The organism is Epibacterium sp. MM17-32, from assembly GCF_022348205.1.
Lineage (GTDB): Bacteria > Pseudomonadota > Alphaproteobacteria > Rhodobacterales > Rhodobacteraceae > Epibacterium.
Genome location: NZ_JAKRFC010000008.1, coordinates 175,785 through 189,831 on the forward strand (window position 1 = coordinate 175,785; position 14,047 = coordinate 189,831).

The 14,047-nt window shown below is 59.9% G+C and carries 16 protein-coding genes; 1 reads left to right on the top strand and 15 read right to left on the bottom strand.

Translation table 11 applies throughout. From position 1 onward, the window contains the following. Positions 1-11 precede the first annotated feature (11 nt). The 7 genes from MHM88_RS14340 to MHM88_RS14370 all read right to left on the bottom strand — a co-directional run bounded on the left by MHM88_RS14340 (position 12) and on the right by MHM88_RS14370 (position 8,206). Entirely contained in the window at positions 12-572 is a 561-nt protein-coding gene (locus MHM88_RS14340; protein WP_239366461.1) for an NlpC/P60 family protein, read from the bottom strand. Further along, a complete protein-coding gene (locus MHM88_RS14345) occupies positions 556-1,044 on the bottom strand; it encodes a hypothetical protein (protein WP_239366474.1) in 489 nt (162 codons plus the stop codon). Before MHM88_RS14345 ends, MHM88_RS14340 begins: the two co-directional genes overlap by 17 nt. Further along, a complete protein-coding gene (locus tag MHM88_RS14350; RefSeq protein WP_239366477.1) occupies positions 1,041-1,406 on the bottom strand; it encodes a hypothetical protein in 366 nt (121 codons plus the stop codon). The genes MHM88_RS14345 and MHM88_RS14350 overlap by 4 nt, the downstream gene beginning before the upstream one ends. After that, positions 1,406-6,268: a phage tail tape measure protein gene (locus MHM88_RS14355; RefSeq protein ID WP_239366487.1), complete on the bottom strand. Its 4,863-nt coding sequence runs from the start codon at positions 6,266-6,268 to the stop codon at positions 1,406-1,408. Before MHM88_RS14355 ends, MHM88_RS14350 begins: the two co-directional genes overlap by 1 nt. Positions 6,269-6,600: 332 nt before the next feature. Continuing rightward, a complete protein-coding gene (locus MHM88_RS14360; RefSeq protein WP_239366490.1) occupies positions 6,601-6,990 on the bottom strand; it encodes a hypothetical protein in 390 nt (129 codons plus the stop codon). 59 nt (positions 6,991-7,049) lie between these two features. After that, positions 7,050-7,385 (bottom strand): hypothetical protein, encoded by a 336-nt coding sequence (locus MHM88_RS14365; protein ID WP_239366493.1) that lies wholly within the window; start codon positions 7,383-7,385, stop codon positions 7,050-7,052. Between the two features lie 56 nt (positions 7,386-7,441). After that, positions 7,442-8,206, bottom strand: a complete 765-nt coding sequence (locus MHM88_RS14370) for a hypothetical protein (RefSeq protein ID WP_239366497.1) — start codon at positions 8,204-8,206, stop codon at positions 7,442-7,444. Between the two features lie 117 nt (positions 8,207-8,323). Here MHM88_RS14370 and MHM88_RS14375 point away from each other — a divergent pair, with 117 nt between their 5' ends. Next, positions 8,324-8,530: a hypothetical protein gene (locus MHM88_RS14375; protein ID WP_239366499.1), complete on the top strand. Its 207-nt coding sequence runs from the start codon at positions 8,324-8,326 to the stop codon at positions 8,528-8,530. Here MHM88_RS14375 and MHM88_RS14380 read toward each other — a convergent pair. From MHM88_RS14380 to MHM88_RS14415, 8 genes are all read right to left on the bottom strand, one after another. After that, complete coding sequence (locus tag MHM88_RS14380) at positions 8,481-8,912, bottom strand: hypothetical protein (RefSeq protein ID WP_239366502.1); 432 nt, start codon at positions 8,910-8,912, stop codon at positions 8,481-8,483. The two genes, MHM88_RS14375 and MHM88_RS14380, sit on opposite strands and share 50 nt — an antisense overlap. A 2-nt stretch (positions 8,913-8,914) precedes the next feature. Continuing rightward, complete coding sequence (locus MHM88_RS14385; protein ID WP_239366505.1) at positions 8,915-9,619, bottom strand: hypothetical protein; 705 nt, start codon at positions 9,617-9,619, stop codon at positions 8,915-8,917. Then, on the bottom strand, positions 9,619-10,137 hold the full coding sequence (locus tag MHM88_RS14390) for a hypothetical protein (protein ID WP_239366507.1): 519 nt from the start codon (positions 10,135-10,137) through the stop codon (positions 9,619-9,621). The genes MHM88_RS14385 and MHM88_RS14390 overlap by 1 nt, the downstream gene beginning before the upstream one ends. Position 10,138: 1 nt before the next feature. Next, positions 10,139-10,846, bottom strand: coding sequence for a hypothetical protein (locus tag MHM88_RS14395; RefSeq protein ID WP_239366509.1), 708 nt, complete (start codon positions 10,844-10,846; stop codon positions 10,139-10,141). Between the two features lie 3 nt (positions 10,847-10,849). Then, positions 10,850-11,176 carry a hypothetical protein gene (locus MHM88_RS14400; protein WP_239366512.1) on the bottom strand — a complete coding sequence of 109 codons (327 nt, stop codon included), beginning with the start codon at positions 11,174-11,176 and terminating at the stop codon, positions 10,850-10,852. Positions 11,177-11,246: 70 nt separating this feature from the next. Continuing rightward, a complete protein-coding gene (locus tag MHM88_RS14405) occupies positions 11,247-12,440 on the bottom strand; it encodes a hypothetical protein (RefSeq protein ID WP_239366515.1) in 1,194 nt (397 codons plus the stop codon). A gap of 14 nt (positions 12,441-12,454) precedes the next feature. After that, complete coding sequence (locus MHM88_RS14410; RefSeq protein ID WP_239366518.1) at positions 12,455-12,853, bottom strand: hypothetical protein; 399 nt, start codon at positions 12,851-12,853, stop codon at positions 12,455-12,457. A gap of 16 nt (positions 12,854-12,869) precedes the next feature. Beyond that, on the bottom strand, positions 12,870-14,039 hold the full coding sequence (locus tag MHM88_RS14415) for a hypothetical protein (RefSeq protein ID WP_239366520.1): 1,170 nt from the start codon (positions 14,037-14,039) through the stop codon (positions 12,870-12,872). Positions 14,040-14,047: the final 8 nt, after the last annotated feature.

Here is a 14,047-nt window from a genome sequence, read left to right on the forward strand (position 1 = left end):
GTTGTTCTGGTTCAGGAGAGCGGTTCTGCTTCTCCTCGACCCCCAGCTCCGAGGTGATGACCCCGCACAGCTCCACGTTCGGGCTCCAGTGCTTTTTCAATTTCTGCTTGAAGGCCTGGATTTCGGAGAATGTCAGCATCGATTACCTCGTGAAGATGAACCACCTCGATCTCGGCCTCCCGGGCCGCAGTGATCTGAGGGTGGCGAAGATGGACCATGACGCGGTTCGCCCACTTTGGGCGCAGCCGCTCAAGTGAGCTCAACTGATTGGGCAGGTGATGTAGGATTTCGTTGTCGTCGACGACCACCGCGGCGTGGTTGTTGATCGAGGCCAGGATGGGCATGAGCAGGGCGTCTCCAACCTCGTAAGTGTGATCGAGAACCGGTTTGAAGCCGGTGGTTTTGTAGAGCTGGTAGAGGTCCATTTCCGGATCCTCCCAGAAGCGATCTGGCCGCGCGTAGTTCGGCAGCTCAATACCCCACTCCTGAGAATAGTAGTCGCGTGCTATCGCGTAGCAGTCCTGCTTGCCGTCGATGTACTGCCGGCCGACCAGATTATGAAATTTTGACATGGGGGAACTCCGGCGGGTAGAAGGCCCGAGCGGGCAACTTGAAATGGTGACCATCCAGCACGTCGCGGAGTTCAGCCGTCGCAACTTGCTGGCTGAGGTTCACGATCCGCGAGACCCGGAACTGTTCGGTCAGCGCGAAGTCCCGGTTGGCATCCAGGTCTTTCTTCAGGATGCGATACCGGGTGACTGTCGCATGATCGAGGTTGCCCCGGTAGATTTCGGCAGAGAACATCCCACCTGGGTTCGCAAAGGTAAGTTTCGGGCGAGACATTTTGCCATCTGCTTCTTGTGCGACCTCTGCCATGTGGCAGGGTACGGCATCCCACTGAGACCCTCGCCAGGTCACTTCGCCTTTGGGCGACAGGTGAAAGACCGTCCCGTTCTTCAGCTCAATTTTATAGAGCCGCACCAGTGCGTCAGGCGCCAGGTCGTGAAGACTTTCCTGAATGGAGGTTGGGAGATCGGTTCTCATGGCTGTTCAATCAACTCCACTTCAAATTCTGGCAGGAGACCGTCACCCCCAGCGATCCCCTCCGGGATTTCGAGTGCCCGGTTGAACTTACACGTCACCGGCCCGTAAGCCGGGTGGTCCAGTGTGAAGGAGGTCGCCAGCTTGTGGTCGTTGTAGAACTTCTCCAAGACGCCCATATTGCGCCCCGTTTCGGTGACCAGGTCGTCGAAATACTGCATCCCCTGTAGCTTCAGCATGAAGACACGCTGGTCTGGAGCCTCCGGAGGAGTGTCGAACTGGTAGCTGCGTCCCAGCTGGATCCGTACCCCAGACTGGGGGTACTTGGTTGAAAAGCGGAAGTATTTAGCGGGAAAGAGCGCCATTACATATCTCCCATCTGCACAGTTTTGATCAGTTTCTTTGTGGTGCCACCGCGAGCGATGTCATCGTTGACGATTGCCAAGATGTCTCTCGGCCCCAGGGAGCCCGCCTGCGAGCGTTCGTCGACAAGATAGATGTTCATGTCACGAGAGGCTGGAGATGGTTTCGAGGGCTGGCTCGCTGCACCTTGATGACCGCTGGTCTGGGCCACGGTGTTGCCCATTGCGTTCAGGCGGTCCAACTCGTCGACCCCGATGGCCTGGACTGCGGAGCGGCGGAGGACATATTCCCCCGGCATCAAGTTGTAACGGCGACTGTCACGGTTCAGGTTGCCCTGGACGTATTCCCCCTGTGCTGCGTTCCGGACCTGTCCACCCTCACGCAAACCTGCGGCTATTTCCGTCAGGGAAGATCCAAAGTCGCCACCGATAGTGCTCCCGAGCCAGCCTAGAGCTTTCTGCAGGATCATCACTGCCAGCATCTCGGTGAAGATGCGGTGGATGGATCTCAGGATCCCGGTGGCCATGTCCTTGAAGGCTTCCTTCCCCGACTTGGTCCCATCGGTCCAGGCCGTGAAGAAATCCGTCAGAGCAGACTTCGCAGACGTGAGCGAGTTGGTGATGCCGTCCTGGAGTGTCTGAGACAGGTTCAGGTTCTGCCGAACCCACGCCTTTGTCGTCAGCAGGATACCTTCCTGATAATCCTTCTGCTGCAACTTGATCCGCGCAACCCGCATCTCTTCGTTGGCAATGAAGGTGGTGAGCCGAGCCTGCTGATCGATCAGCGTATTCAGACGTTCTTGATCCTCGGCGTTGCCCCCGCCGGCCGCGATCCGCGCCTGCAGCGTGTCGATCTGCCCGTTGATCTCATTGACCTTGGCCAGGGCGGTCTCGAGAACATCGGAGTATTCCGTGTTCACCTCCCGGCCCACAGACAGGTAGTTGTCCGCGACATCAAGTTTCGCCTCCAGCTCATCGATAAGCTGGTCAATGTAATCCCGCTTCTTCTTGTAGGGGTTCCCGCCAGCGCGGCCCGCCCGATCAATCCGACGCGTGTTGGTGTTGTTTTTCTTCTCCAGCTGCGCCAGGAGTTTGGAGATCTCAGCGTTTGCGTCCGCAAGGCTGTCTTGCCCCACCCCGTCGGTTTCGGCTTCAAGAGCCGCTTGCTCCCGGAGCTTGCCGGCCCAGGCGCCCGCCAGTTCGAGTACCTCCTTATACCAGGAGGCGTTCTCAGCATGCGTCTTTGCAGCATCTCCCAGGCGAACCACCTCGTCCAGTGCATCCTTCGCAGCCTGGGTGTTCCGCTCCGCGACCGCGATAGCGTCCTCTTGGTTCTCGTCCGAGATACCTCGCAGGCCTTCCTCCAGCTCGCTCTCGATCTCAGCAATCGTGGTCTCCAGATCCTCAGCGCCCGCCTTGGTCAGTTGGGCCTGCTCGATCTTCTTTTCGGCAATCTCAGCGAACAGGATGGCGATTTCGTCGCGAACTCCTTGCCGCTCCGCCGCGTCCCCGCTGTCTTTCAGCTGGCGCTGAAGCTCGACCAGCTGGAGGTTGTTTTCCCGCAGCTGAATACCGATGATGGCCGCGATCCGGCTTTTACCCTCCTCGACGATCTGGCGGCTCTCTTCCTCCGCTTCCGCCTCGATCTCGGCCAGGCCCGCCAGGAAGGCCTGCGAGCTGGTGTCGCCTTTCGACTGAACCCGAAGGTCATCGATCCGAACCTGCTTTTGACTGTTGAGGTTGGCGAGGCGTTTTGCCGTCAGATAGTCGACTTGCTCCGGGTTCTCCTCAAGGGAGACCGCTGTGCCCAACTTGGCAGCATCCGCCGTGAGGATCTGTTGACGTAGCTCAGAACGTGTTTCCGAAGCGTCTTGAGCGACCTCCAGGATCTTGTCCAGTTCGACTTCAGCTTGGGCCAGGTTGTTTTTGATGCTCTCGATGAGGGACTGACGTACCTCCGGCAGAAGCTCCTCGTTGCCTTCGATCTCAGCCTGAAGCCCCTTGGCTTCAGCCTGCAGCTGCTCCACCTCGGCCTGTGCCCGGGCGAACCTCTTGACCGGCTGAGAGGCACCTTCCACCGAGTTGAGCACTCGTCCGCGGGCCTGCAGGCCGAACGACTCCGCCCGCTGCACAATCGCGGTATTCTCCTGACGGTTCCGCTCCACGGCCCGCTGGTTCTCAATGTCCTTCAGCTGGCGCTCGAGGCTGACGTCCTGAGACTTGATCTCAATCAGGCTCTCCATGATTGTCTTGGCTTCGCGCAGACGATCCAGGATGTCCTTGTCGATCCCCAAGGCGTACAGGCCTTCTTCATCATTGACCGTATTGTAAGCCGAGAGCAGCGCATCCCCCTCAGCGCGCAGGGCGTGCAGATCCTCGAGACTGTTGGTGGGCTGAGAAGCCCGGTCGAAGAAATCCGCCTCACGGTTCCGACCAGTGCGACGATACCGCTTCAAGGTGTTGTCCCCGGGACGAAGGGAGCCCCGCAGGGTGTTGGCCCGTGCTGCATTCGCTGAACGCAGAAGTTCCAGGCTCTCAGCAGTGGCGCCAATCCGGATCTCGTATTTTTTCGCCAGCTCGCTACGGAGGGACTGCAAGGCCACAACCAGCTCATCGACAGAGCTGACATTCTCGCCCAGCTCGATACCCATCTCACGGAACTGCTCTCGGACCTTTTCGGCCTCCAGGTTCAGGAGATCCTGATTGTCCGTCAGGAGCCCAGTCCGGTCCGTCAGCTCTTTGATCCGGCCGTCAACCATCTCGATCTGGGAGGCCATAGTCTCCACGGCGCCGGAGGCGTTATCGAATGCTGTGCGCGCCTGCTGGACCTCTTCTTGAGCCTTCTCAGTCTCTGCCCGGTAACTGGCCCAAGCGATACCGCCTGCTGCCAGAGCGGTGGTGATCAAGCCCACTGGGCCGAGGGCCAGTGACATCGCAACACGGAACCCGCCGACCAGGGAGGTCACCCCGGCGAATGCCGTTCCTACGCTCTTGAGGTTGAGTACCAGTGAGGTGAGGTTCCATGCCAGCTGGGCTGCTCGGGCCGCGACAAACGCTGCGGCCAAGCTCGTCACGCCGGTCACCAGGAAGCGAACTGCCCCAGGGGCTTCGTTCAATTGCTGCAGCCAGTCGGCGCCAACTGAAAGGGCGTCCCTCAGTGAGTAGACCATTGGCTCGAGGCCTGTGGAGGCCACGGCTTGCAGGTTGGCGGTGAAGCGACGCCCCTGGTTGCTCAAGGCGCGCATTTGGGTCTCGTTCGCTTTCGCGGCGGCAGACGAGTTCAGGAACGCGCGCTCAAGTTTCACCACCTCGCTCAAATTGCCAGACAGGGCGTTAAACGCCGAGGCAGCGCGGACCTCAAAGGAGCGGATCGCGTCCGCGGCGGTGAAGCCCCCATCCTTCAGGTTCTGCATCACCCCGTACAGACCGTTGCTGCGCAGATCGACGTCTTCCATCGCGATGCCCAGGCGGTTCATCGTCTCGAGGAACTCCCCCGAGGGCTTCTGCAGCGCGATCATGATCTGCCGCATGCCGGTGCCGAGGGTGGAGCCCGAGCGGATACCCGCGTTGGCCATGGCCCCCAACGACGCGGTCAGCTCCTCGAAGCTCACCCCAGACTGCGCGGCGGTGTTGCCCGCGTACTGGAGGCCCAAGGTCAACTTGTCGATGTTCAGCTTCGAGTTGTTGACCGCCGCGGTCAGCGTATCTGCTACGCCGCTCATCTGGTCGGCTTCCATGTTGAACACCCCGAGGATCGAGGTGGCCAGGTCCACCGACTTGGACAGGTCGGTACCAGTGGCAGTTGCCAGGAGGGCGACGGCCCGGACGGATTTCTCAATCTCGTCCGTCGAGAAGCCAGCCTGACCCAAAGTCACCGCCGCGTTGGCGATGTCCGTGGCGAAGAACTTGGTCTCTTCCGAGACATCGAGAATGGTGCCCTTCAGGCGTCCCAGGTTCTCGTCAGTGATGACGGTGATCGCCTGAAGGTTTCGCAGAGACTCGTCCAGATCCGCAGCGAAGGTTGCGGCTCCGACGACAGCATTGCGCGCCTGGTTCATAGCCACGTAATTGGCCATGACGTTCGCCTGGATGGCGAACAAGCCCGCGCCGCCGTCGCCCCGGATCCGCTCCAGGGTCTGCCGGCGGGAGGCGACAGCTTGGGAACGCTCCAGCTCCCGATCACCACGCAGATTGCGTTGGATCGTTTCTGCCCGGCGCTGTTCCGCCTTGGCCAGCTGATCTGCTGCTTTCTTCTCACGATCCAGAAGAGCCACACGTTCACGCGTGATTTTCAACAGGCGTTCGGCCTTTCGGGCCTGCTCGGTGTTGCCCGCGGCGATCTCTTTACCCTTGCGGAGTTCGAGAGCCTGCAGCAGTTGCCGGGCGCGCTCCAGATCGTGGATTTGTTTGATACGCAGAACTCGACCGTCGAGGATGAGCTTCTCCGCCTCCATCAGCGCCTTTCGCTGACGCTCGAAGGAAAGCCCCTCCTTAGCCAGACGGGTCTGTTCTTTGAACAGGGCCACCTGCTGGCCGATGCCGGTTCCCAGCCGGGCAGTGGACGCAGCGCGCTGCCCCGCTTTGAAGTCCACACCTTGGAAATAGGTACCAGGGCCATTGCGGAAAATCGCGTTGCGCTCCAGCGACTTCGCGATCATGTCGAACTGCTTCATGTCCTGCTTCAACGCTTGGAGGGTTGAGGCATTCTGGACAATGGAGTTGGAGATCGTTTTGAAGGCTGCGTCAGTCAGCTTGGCTGTTCGCTGTACCTGCTCCATCGTCTGCAGGAATTTGCGAAGCTCAGCCTGAGACTGCTCAGAGAGCCGAAGATCGATTTTAGGGTCTTGCCCGTTACCAGCTGTCATGAAATGGCCCGGAGAGAGGTATACTTCACCTCTATTTACCCGGGCCAAATGGTTCTTACTGGTTTACTTGCCAAACACTTGGGCGAAGGACGACTGCAACTCCTCAGCCGTTTTGGGCTGGTCCGCCGTCCCCTTATCTTTTTGATCTTCCGATCCGAAGAGTTGCGAGGCTACAAGGGAGAGGTTCTGGTAGTCTTGAATTGCCAGGGCTTGCCTCTCTCCCAAGTACAGTCGGAGCTTGGCTTTCAGATCGTTTCGGGTGACCCGCCAAAAGAGGCGGTGGATGTCTGACGGGACGCAATCGAAGGCTAGTAGGATTGCGTCCTGGAAGCTCAGTTCGGTGAACCAGTTGAGGTAGGCATCAGGGCTTCGATCTGAGGTTGCCGTGCCTCCATCAGAGCCTTGGACCGGATCATCTGTTTGAGCAAAAAATCGGTGATATGCACCCCCACCCATTCCATCAGCTCAACCACTTCGTCCGGGGCGATGTCAAAATGAAACAGGTTGACCGGTTCCACGATCACACCCTGTTCGTCCCGGCGGGCAAACAGCTCGTTCAGGAGGGTATTCCGCAGTTCGGTGTCGAAGCTGATCTCAGCCACGCCCTCAATATCGCCAACCGTCCGGACCAGTTCATTGAGCAGTCCGAAAGTCATCTTGAGGTGCCGCGGATCCCCGGCGACGGTTACGGTAAAGGTGTCAGGTACTTTGGGTTCGCTCACGGTTAGTCTCCAAGGATGTTTCTCCGGAGACGTAACGCGAAAAAGTGAACCGTGGTGGTTTACTTCCAGATCTTACGCATAGCCGAGAGGCAGCTGATTTCCTGCTGTGCCGCGAAGGTTTTGATCGCCGCCTCGCGCTGATACTCGTCTAGGATCACCGGTTCCTCGAACGCCTCATTGGCTAGATCGGAGTATAGCGGTTTGAGCTTCGAGCTGAAAACGTATCCGGCCTCTTCACGGGAAACCCCTTCCTGCCGCCGGCTCATCACGATCTGGGCCGCGTCTTTCCACCCCTCGCAATACTGTTTGATTTCAGCATCTGAGAGGGGTTCCACCGCTGCCGCGGTGGTGTGCGGGAGGAGGAGGGAAATGGATAGAGCTAGGTATTTCATCATACCTAGCTCTTAGCCGATATTTCGCGAAATAGACAAGAGGGGATCCCCCTCTTACCTTACTTCTTGGTCAACAGCTTGGCCTGCTCGCCCTTGAACTCGCTGTAGAAGGGGTCGGTGGCAACCTGGTCAAAGAACGAGAACTCATAGGGCAGGTTGTCAAAGCCCTCTGTGGTGAAACCCAGCGAGAAGCCGTTGGTAATCCGGATCTTCGGACACAGGATCACATTCTCGGATCCGTCGGCGAGGGTGCCGACGATCTTTGCGGCCAGGAAGGGTTGGTCTTCCTTGGAGCCGATGCTGATCGCGTTCGATTTGGACACCAGCGTGCCGGCGGGGAGTGCTTTCGGCAGCGCCTGCGAAAAGGACAGATTGGTTGCAGCGACTGCGGTCAGTTTGCGAACATAGACCTTGTCCTCGGCACCGTCCTGGATCATGACATAATCACCAACAGCGAACCCGGTCTCATCGGTTACGGTCACGGAGGTGTCCGCTGCCGAGGCGGGGGCTGTAAGATCTGTTTCGACGGTCTGAGCCGCCAAGGCCGACCCTTCCAGGCCCAGCGAGTAGGCGATGTTCCGGCCGGTGTATTCGTAGGCTTCCATGGAGGCCCGGACCGTGTTGCCGGTCATGACGGAGTAAACGATCTGGTTTTTCACACCCTGGGTCAGGTCTGTGTAGCTGGGCTCCGAAGTGATGCGAAAGTTCTTCACCAGGCCGATGCTGTGATCTTCCGGGTTCAGGTCGAAGAGCTGGTCCGGCTTACCGATCATCACGGTAGCTGCGCCCAGCATAAAGGCGGATGTCTTGGCTTCACCGGCCATTTGTCGATCTCCTAGTTTGACTTGTATTTGTCGGGAATATACTTGCCAAACCGTAGTCGACACAAAGGTTCTTTCAGGTTATATTTGAACCAATTGCAGTCAAGTTAGGAGAATGACATGGAAGACCTGAAAGCCTTCACCATTCGAGTGCCCGCCCGTTTGGTTGACCAGATCGATGCTCGGGCCAAGCTCAACCGCCGCAAGCGCAACGGTGAGATCAACGTGCTTCTTGAGACCGCCATCGACGCCGGGGTGCAGAGCGACCTCAACGTGGTCAAAAAGACCGAAGGTCGCTCTCAAACCGGATCGCAATTGGTTGAATAGGCTGCGTTTTTGTCGGCAGCGGCGCCCCGATCCGGGTGCCCTGAAGAACAAACAGCTTTCCGATTTCCATCCCCGTCTGCGCATTGTAGACGGGGATGTTTTTGTTGGGCAGCAGGAAGCCAGACAGCTTCTGCATCAGCTGGCCCATGCGAAACAGGTTGGTGTCGTTCAGTGTGGACAGGCCGAACATGCACTGGCCAGCGTAGGTCTCGGCCACATCGACGTTCAACTCACCCAGGCCGATGAAGTCGCCTTCCGGCCATTGGGCTTCGTCGGTGTGAGCGTCGAGGTTCACCGTGCCGAGGCCAGGGTTGGCTTCGGCAAAGTCAGCGCAGAAGCGCAGCAGCGAGGACTGGATGTTCTGATAGTGGACATAGGACATGGTCACACTCCTTTGCGGACAAAGTCCTCGAGCTCGTAGCGGAGCATGTCGCCCGCGTACCAGTCGAGGAAGGGTTTCACGAGGGGCCGCTTCGGCTGCTTCCTATTGCCGAACTCGAACATGGAGGCCTTGAGGGTGTTGAAGCCAGAGGTCATCCGCCGGATCGCCTCGTGGGTCGACTTCCCTTTCAGCTCCGGGAACAGCTCAACACGTAGCGAAGTCTCCAGCGAGCTGAAGGCTTCACGGGTCGAGGCAAACTGGCCCTTGCGCGCGGAGCGGATCCGGGTGCCACGGGCGAGTTTATTCCGGGAGTGGACGGGTCTGCCGGCGGAGTTCAGGCGGAACCCTGATTTCAGCGCCCCGCCGGCCCCCTCTGTATAGGCGACAAAAGGACGGCCCCAGTCTCGCGACGGGTTGCGGCTCAGCAACTCAGACACCAACCCGCCCTTGTGGCGGTAGAAGCCAGGGTCGCCTCCTGGGAGGTTTGCTTTTCGGGCCTCGTAGTCGGGATCGAGAAAGGGGTATCCCTCAGCCTCATCCTCCAGCGTAACGTTGACCATGTAGAGGTAAGCGTTCCGAGAATAGTCCCGAATACGCCTTTCCAATCGCTTCCGGATCTGCTCCACGCTCAGGTCGTAGGTGTCCGTCACCCGTTCCCGGATCGTATGAAGGGCTGAGGCGAAGACCGCGTCGTTTTTGTCCGCCATCAGGCCACCTCGACCAGCTTCAGTCCGAACAGCTCGTCTAGGTGCAGGACTTTCTTTCCCCCAATTTCATCGCCGAGGCGGACGTCGGCAGTAGTGAACAGACGTTCTTGAGGCTTGGTGAACTTCTTCTCCTCCAGCGACCTTTGAGGCTCAATGGTGACGGGTAGCGCGGGGTCGAGTACGACCTCCTGGTCGTCCTTCTTCATCTTGGTGACAGGGTCGACAATCTCCGTCAGGCGCTTCCACTGGAGGTGGGCGTTCACCTCAACTGCCAGGAAGCGCTTGGTGCCTTGTAAAACATGCTGTCCACACAGGAGGTACTCGACACCATGGTGGCGCACGAGGTCGCCAGCTTCGGCCACCGACGCTCGACCGGTGACCAGGGCGCGGTGCGGGAGGTTTTGGATCTCTTTGCGTGGCCGAGGGAACGCCCCCGGGTCGCCGAACTCGCCGCGGAACTTGTGGCCCGCGGCGGTGCGTAGAGTGACGGAAAATCGGTCGCGGATCTGGCGGTGCATATTAAGCTCCGGTGATTGCGTCGGTCGGGTTGCTCAGAACGATTGTCGCCGCGCCGCCGGTCGTGATCCCCCGGATTACGTCGAGCGCGCGGCCCAGTTGCTGCCCCAACCGGATACGGATCTCGCTGACGTCAAACTCCGACATACGTTCGACCGAGCTGTCTTCGGCCTTCATCTTGATCGCGGCTCGGAACGGCAAGCCATCAACAAGGGCGAGCGCGGCTTTGACGGCCACCGCCTTATTTATCGCCAGGCTCCTCTGATCGCCGGAGGTCAACGCGTCTTCGATTTGCGTGCCGTAGTCGGCGCGCAGTGTCAGGTAGGCCGACAGGATGTCGATGTCGCGGTCGGGGAGCTCGGAGCTGTCCAGGCCCAGCTCGCGGCGGACGTCCCCCGGGGTGGTGGTGAGCGGTACAAAGGGATGGAGCCGGTAAGAATGGACCCGGGTATAGGTCTCCCCTTCGTAGACGAAGGAAGTAACCACGAAGCGGGTCTCGAAGGTGTTCCCCGCGGCCACGGTGTTCTGGGCCGCAGGGATAGTCAGGGTTGCCGACGTGGTGTCGACCACCAGCGAGACCGCGGTCAGCTCCGCAATCGGGACGCCGGCGTTGTCGCGCACAGTCGCCTCCGCGCTGGACGGGATGACGAACTCACCGTCCACGACGTAATCGATCAGAAAGTTGACGTCTTCACCGGCGGTCCGCCACATAGCTTAGTCCTCCGCTTTCGCAGCGGGCTTCTTGGCGGCGGGCTTCTTGGCGGCGGGCTTCGGCTTTTCATTCTCCTCTGCGAATGTGGACAGATAGGCCTCGACCGCGAGGTCTTCCTTGCCGTCTGCTTCGGCCAGGAATTTCTGGAACTCAGTGTCGGATGCCTCGGTCGGCAGGTCCGACGCCAGGATCTTAATCTGGCCCTTACCAGTGCGCGCTTCCAGGAACTGGGTCCAGGTCACCACGGAGGGCTTGTCGTGGGTCAGGATCTCACGGGTCTGGGGGTCGACCAGCATGATCGATTGGGAGGTTTTTGCGATAGCTTTCATCAGGGGATCTCCAAGAAATGAGGCCCACCCACTCTGGTGGGTGGGCCCTTTACTCGAACCAGCGCCAGGGTTAGGCGTTGGTCATCAGCAGCGTGCGGGTGTCACCGAAGGCCAGCTTGTAGCCTGTCACTTCAGTGCGGACGTAGGTCAGCGCCTGGTTGGTGATCGACTGCTCGTTCTCCGAGATGGCCGCGCCAGCTTCCACCAGCTCTTCCAGGGTTTCACCTTTCGAGTAGGCCAGGATCGTGTTCGCGGGCATCGCGGAGGCGATTGCGAACTTCACGGAACCGCCCATGATCGGCAGCTGCAGCGACGGACCACCAATCGCGGCGATCTTCTCGATGTCGGAACCGTCTTTGTTGTTCAGGGTCGGCATGAACATGAACATCAGTTCGACATAGGTGTCGAAGTTGCCCACCAGGGTGTCCACCGGGTTGCCAGCACGGGCGCGGTCCATGATGAACTTGGCCAGGGCCCGATAGTTGTCCTTCAGGGTCTTGCCGTTCGTGAAGTCGGCGCCGTATTCGGACAGGTTCTTGGTCGGGGCTGCGGGGTTCACCCCGTCGCCGTTGATCAGCACAGAAACCGCGGCGGTGACCTTGGAGATCTCCAGCTGACGCTGCACGCGGGCCGCGAACGGTGTCAGGATGTCCAGGGAGGCGCGGCGGTTGAACTCATAAGAGGTGCGATAGGCCGAGCCGTGTTTGAACATACCGACCGAGGTCTGGCTGGTGCGGATCGTGCGGACCGGGATGTTCGCCAGTTCCGGCACGATGAACGTACCGCGTTCGGCGCTGTCATCTTCGACCACGGTCGAAACCATTTCGACGCCGGCGATGGTGCGGGACTGGCCGACCAGGTTCTCGGTGCTCTCGAACTGGTCCTGGCGGTCTTTCCAGCGAACCATGTCATCCACAACTTCCGGGAACAGTGCCCGGGTGCCGGGGAATGTCTGGAAGGTGTCGGATGCGGCCTGCAACAGGACACCCTGTTCCAGGTCGTTGTGGAACGGCAGGTTCAGGTAGTCGAGCGTGGCTTCGTAGCCATTCAGGCCAGCTTCCAGGAAGCGGGAAGAGTGCTCGCCAGCGCGGGGGTCAACGGCCAGGGTCAGATAGTCACGCAGGCCCAGGCCTGCCTCGCGCGCCTGCGCGATCAGCTTGGCAGCAGCTTCACGGGAGTCGTGCTGACTGTCCGCTTTCAGCTTGCCCACCACGGCTTCGACCGACTGGCGCGGTACATCAGTGAGGGAAAAATCGAAGGGCATTGTCGTGGGTCTCCTTAGCGAACGACGATGATGTTGTCGCCGTCCACCTCGACAACCATGTTGTCGGCGTGGTCAGCGGATGCAGCAGCTTTGACCTCGCCACCACCTGCGCCGACGACGGTGTCGCCCACGTTGATGGCCGGTGCTGCGGCTGCTTTGGTGAAACGGAAGCCACCACGCAGGGCGACGGTGCCAACCAGGACGCCCTCAACCGAACGGTTTTCGTGGGTGACCAGTTTGCCGATAATTTTGTCGTCATCGCCAGCGAGTTTCACGGTGTTCGCCGCCGAGCTGTCGAGGGCGACGGCCTTGCCGACGTCGGCATTCGTGATCCCGCTTGCGAGGTAGAACGGATAGTGGAACTTTTCGTGGACCATGCCACGCAGGGAGATGCCCTGACCAATGATCGCCATCTATTTTCTCCTCAGATTAGCGTTTCGTTTTGAAGGCACCCGCGCGGCCACCTGAGGCCTTCAGCGAATGCGCGTCCTCGACAGCAGATGCGGCCACACCCCCCACCGGGAGTTCCGGCTGGGTTGTTTCCTCTTCTGCTTCCGGCTCGGCCGATAGCTCAGCGATCTTCGCTTGCGCGGCGGCGAGTTCTGCTTGCAGGTCTTCGATCGTCGGCTCGGGAGCGGGCTCCGGCGCGATGCGAGTTGCGAGTTCTGCGAGTTGGGCCTGCAGGGCTTCGATGGCGGTGATGGCGTTGAACTCTTGTTCGTCTTCGCCTTCCGGCTCGCCCTCGGTTTCCGTGCCTGCGGCCTGCTCGGATGTTTCTTCTTCCTCGGCTGTGGTCTCTTCAGCCGTGGTCTCCTCGGCTGTGGTCTCTTCAGCTGTGGTCTCTTCGGCTGTGGTCTCGTCAGCCGTGGTTTCTTTGGGCATTTCAGGGGTCTCCGTAGCCATTGAGTTGAACAGGAAGAGGGCCTCGACGGGCTTGCCGTCGGCGGCGATCCGGTCATGCTCTTCCTTGGAAAGGAGCTGCTTGGCGCGGCTCAAAATCTTCGGCTTGTCAGAGGCGCCGCGGGACACGAGCGACAGCTCCATCCACTTGTCCAAACCCGAGAGTTTCAGGTGAGTGCCGTCTTCACCGATGGTGTGTCCGTTGGTGCAGGTCTGTGAGAACAGGTGCGTGAAGTCCGCGTCCGCGCCGAAGTAGTCAAAACCGCACTTCGAACAGAGGGCCTGCTTTGACTTCGTGCCGACGGAGACCTCATCCAGAATGCCCAGGTTGATCTTCTCGATCAGCTCCTTCTCGGCGAGCGGCAGGTAGAACATCGCGCGCAGGGTCGCGGAACCGTCGATTTCGTCGACCACCGCGCCCTGGAACACCCGGCCCACCGGGATCTCGCCGCCCTGCATATGTAGGGTGTGCAACGGGACGCTTTCGGCGCCAGAGTTCAGCGCTTCTGCCATGTCCGACAGCATGCCGCGGGTCATCCGCGCGCCGTGATAGATCGAGCCCATCTTGTGGATCTCGCGGGTGGAGGCGGCAGCGGCTTCGAAGACGACGATATTGTCAGCGTCGACGGTCGTGCCGGTCACGCGCTCGATTTGCGCGAGGATGTCGTCCGTAATTTCGACTTGCTTTTGACGTGTCATCTCTTGGT

Bases quoted from the DNA above. Each gene is read 5' to 3' on its own strand.
- MHM88_RS14365 (WP_239366493.1), bottom strand. From the start codon at position 7,385: ATGATGAAATACCTAGCTCTATCCATTTCCCTCCTCCTCCCGCACACC.
- MHM88_RS14385 (WP_239366505.1), bottom strand. From the start codon at position 9,619: ATGGCGGACAAAAACGACGCGGTCTTCGCCTCAGCCCTTCATACGATC.
- MHM88_RS14355 (WP_239366487.1), bottom strand. From the start codon at position 6,268: ATGACAGCTGGTAACGGGCAAGACCCTAAAATCGATCTTCGGCTCTCT.
- MHM88_RS14370 (WP_239366497.1), bottom strand. From the start codon at position 8,206: ATGGCCGGTGAAGCCAAGACATCCGCCTTTATGCTGGGCGCAGCTACC.
- MHM88_RS14405 (WP_239366515.1), bottom strand. From the start codon at position 12,440: ATGCCCTTCGATTTTTCCCTCACTGATGTACCGCGCCAGTCGGTCGAA.
- MHM88_RS14345 (WP_239366474.1), bottom strand. From the start codon at position 1,044: ATGAGAACCGATCTCCCAACCTCCATTCAGGAAAGTCTTCACGACCTG.
- MHM88_RS14375 (WP_239366499.1), top strand. From the start codon at position 8,324: ATGGAAGACCTGAAAGCCTTCACCATTCGAGTGCCCGCCCGTTTGGTT.
- MHM88_RS14350 (WP_239366477.1), bottom strand. From the start codon at position 1,406: ATGGCGCTCTTTCCCGCTAAATACTTCCGCTTTTCAACCAAGTACCCC.
- MHM88_RS14400 (WP_239366512.1), bottom strand. From the start codon at position 11,176: ATGAAAGCTATCGCAAAAACCTCCCAATCGATCATGCTGGTCGACCCC.
- MHM88_RS14380 (WP_239366502.1), bottom strand. From the start codon at position 8,912: ATGTCCTATGTCCACTATCAGAACATCCAGTCCTCGCTGCTGCGCTTC.
- MHM88_RS14415 (WP_239366520.1), bottom strand. From the start codon at position 14,039: ATGACACGTCAAAAGCAAGTCGAAATTACGGACGACATCCTCGCGCAA.
- MHM88_RS14410 (WP_239366518.1), bottom strand. From the start codon at position 12,853: ATGGCGATCATTGGTCAGGGCATCTCCCTGCGTGGCATGGTCCACGAA.
- MHM88_RS14340 (WP_239366461.1), bottom strand. From the start codon at position 572: ATGTCAAAATTTCATAATCTGGTCGGCCGGCAGTACATCGACGGCAAG.
- MHM88_RS14395 (WP_239366509.1), bottom strand. From the start codon at position 10,846: ATGTGGCGGACCGCCGGTGAAGACGTCAACTTTCTGATCGATTACGTC.
- MHM88_RS14390 (WP_239366507.1), bottom strand. From the start codon at position 10,137: ATGCACCGCCAGATCCGCGACCGATTTTCCGTCACTCTACGCACCGCC.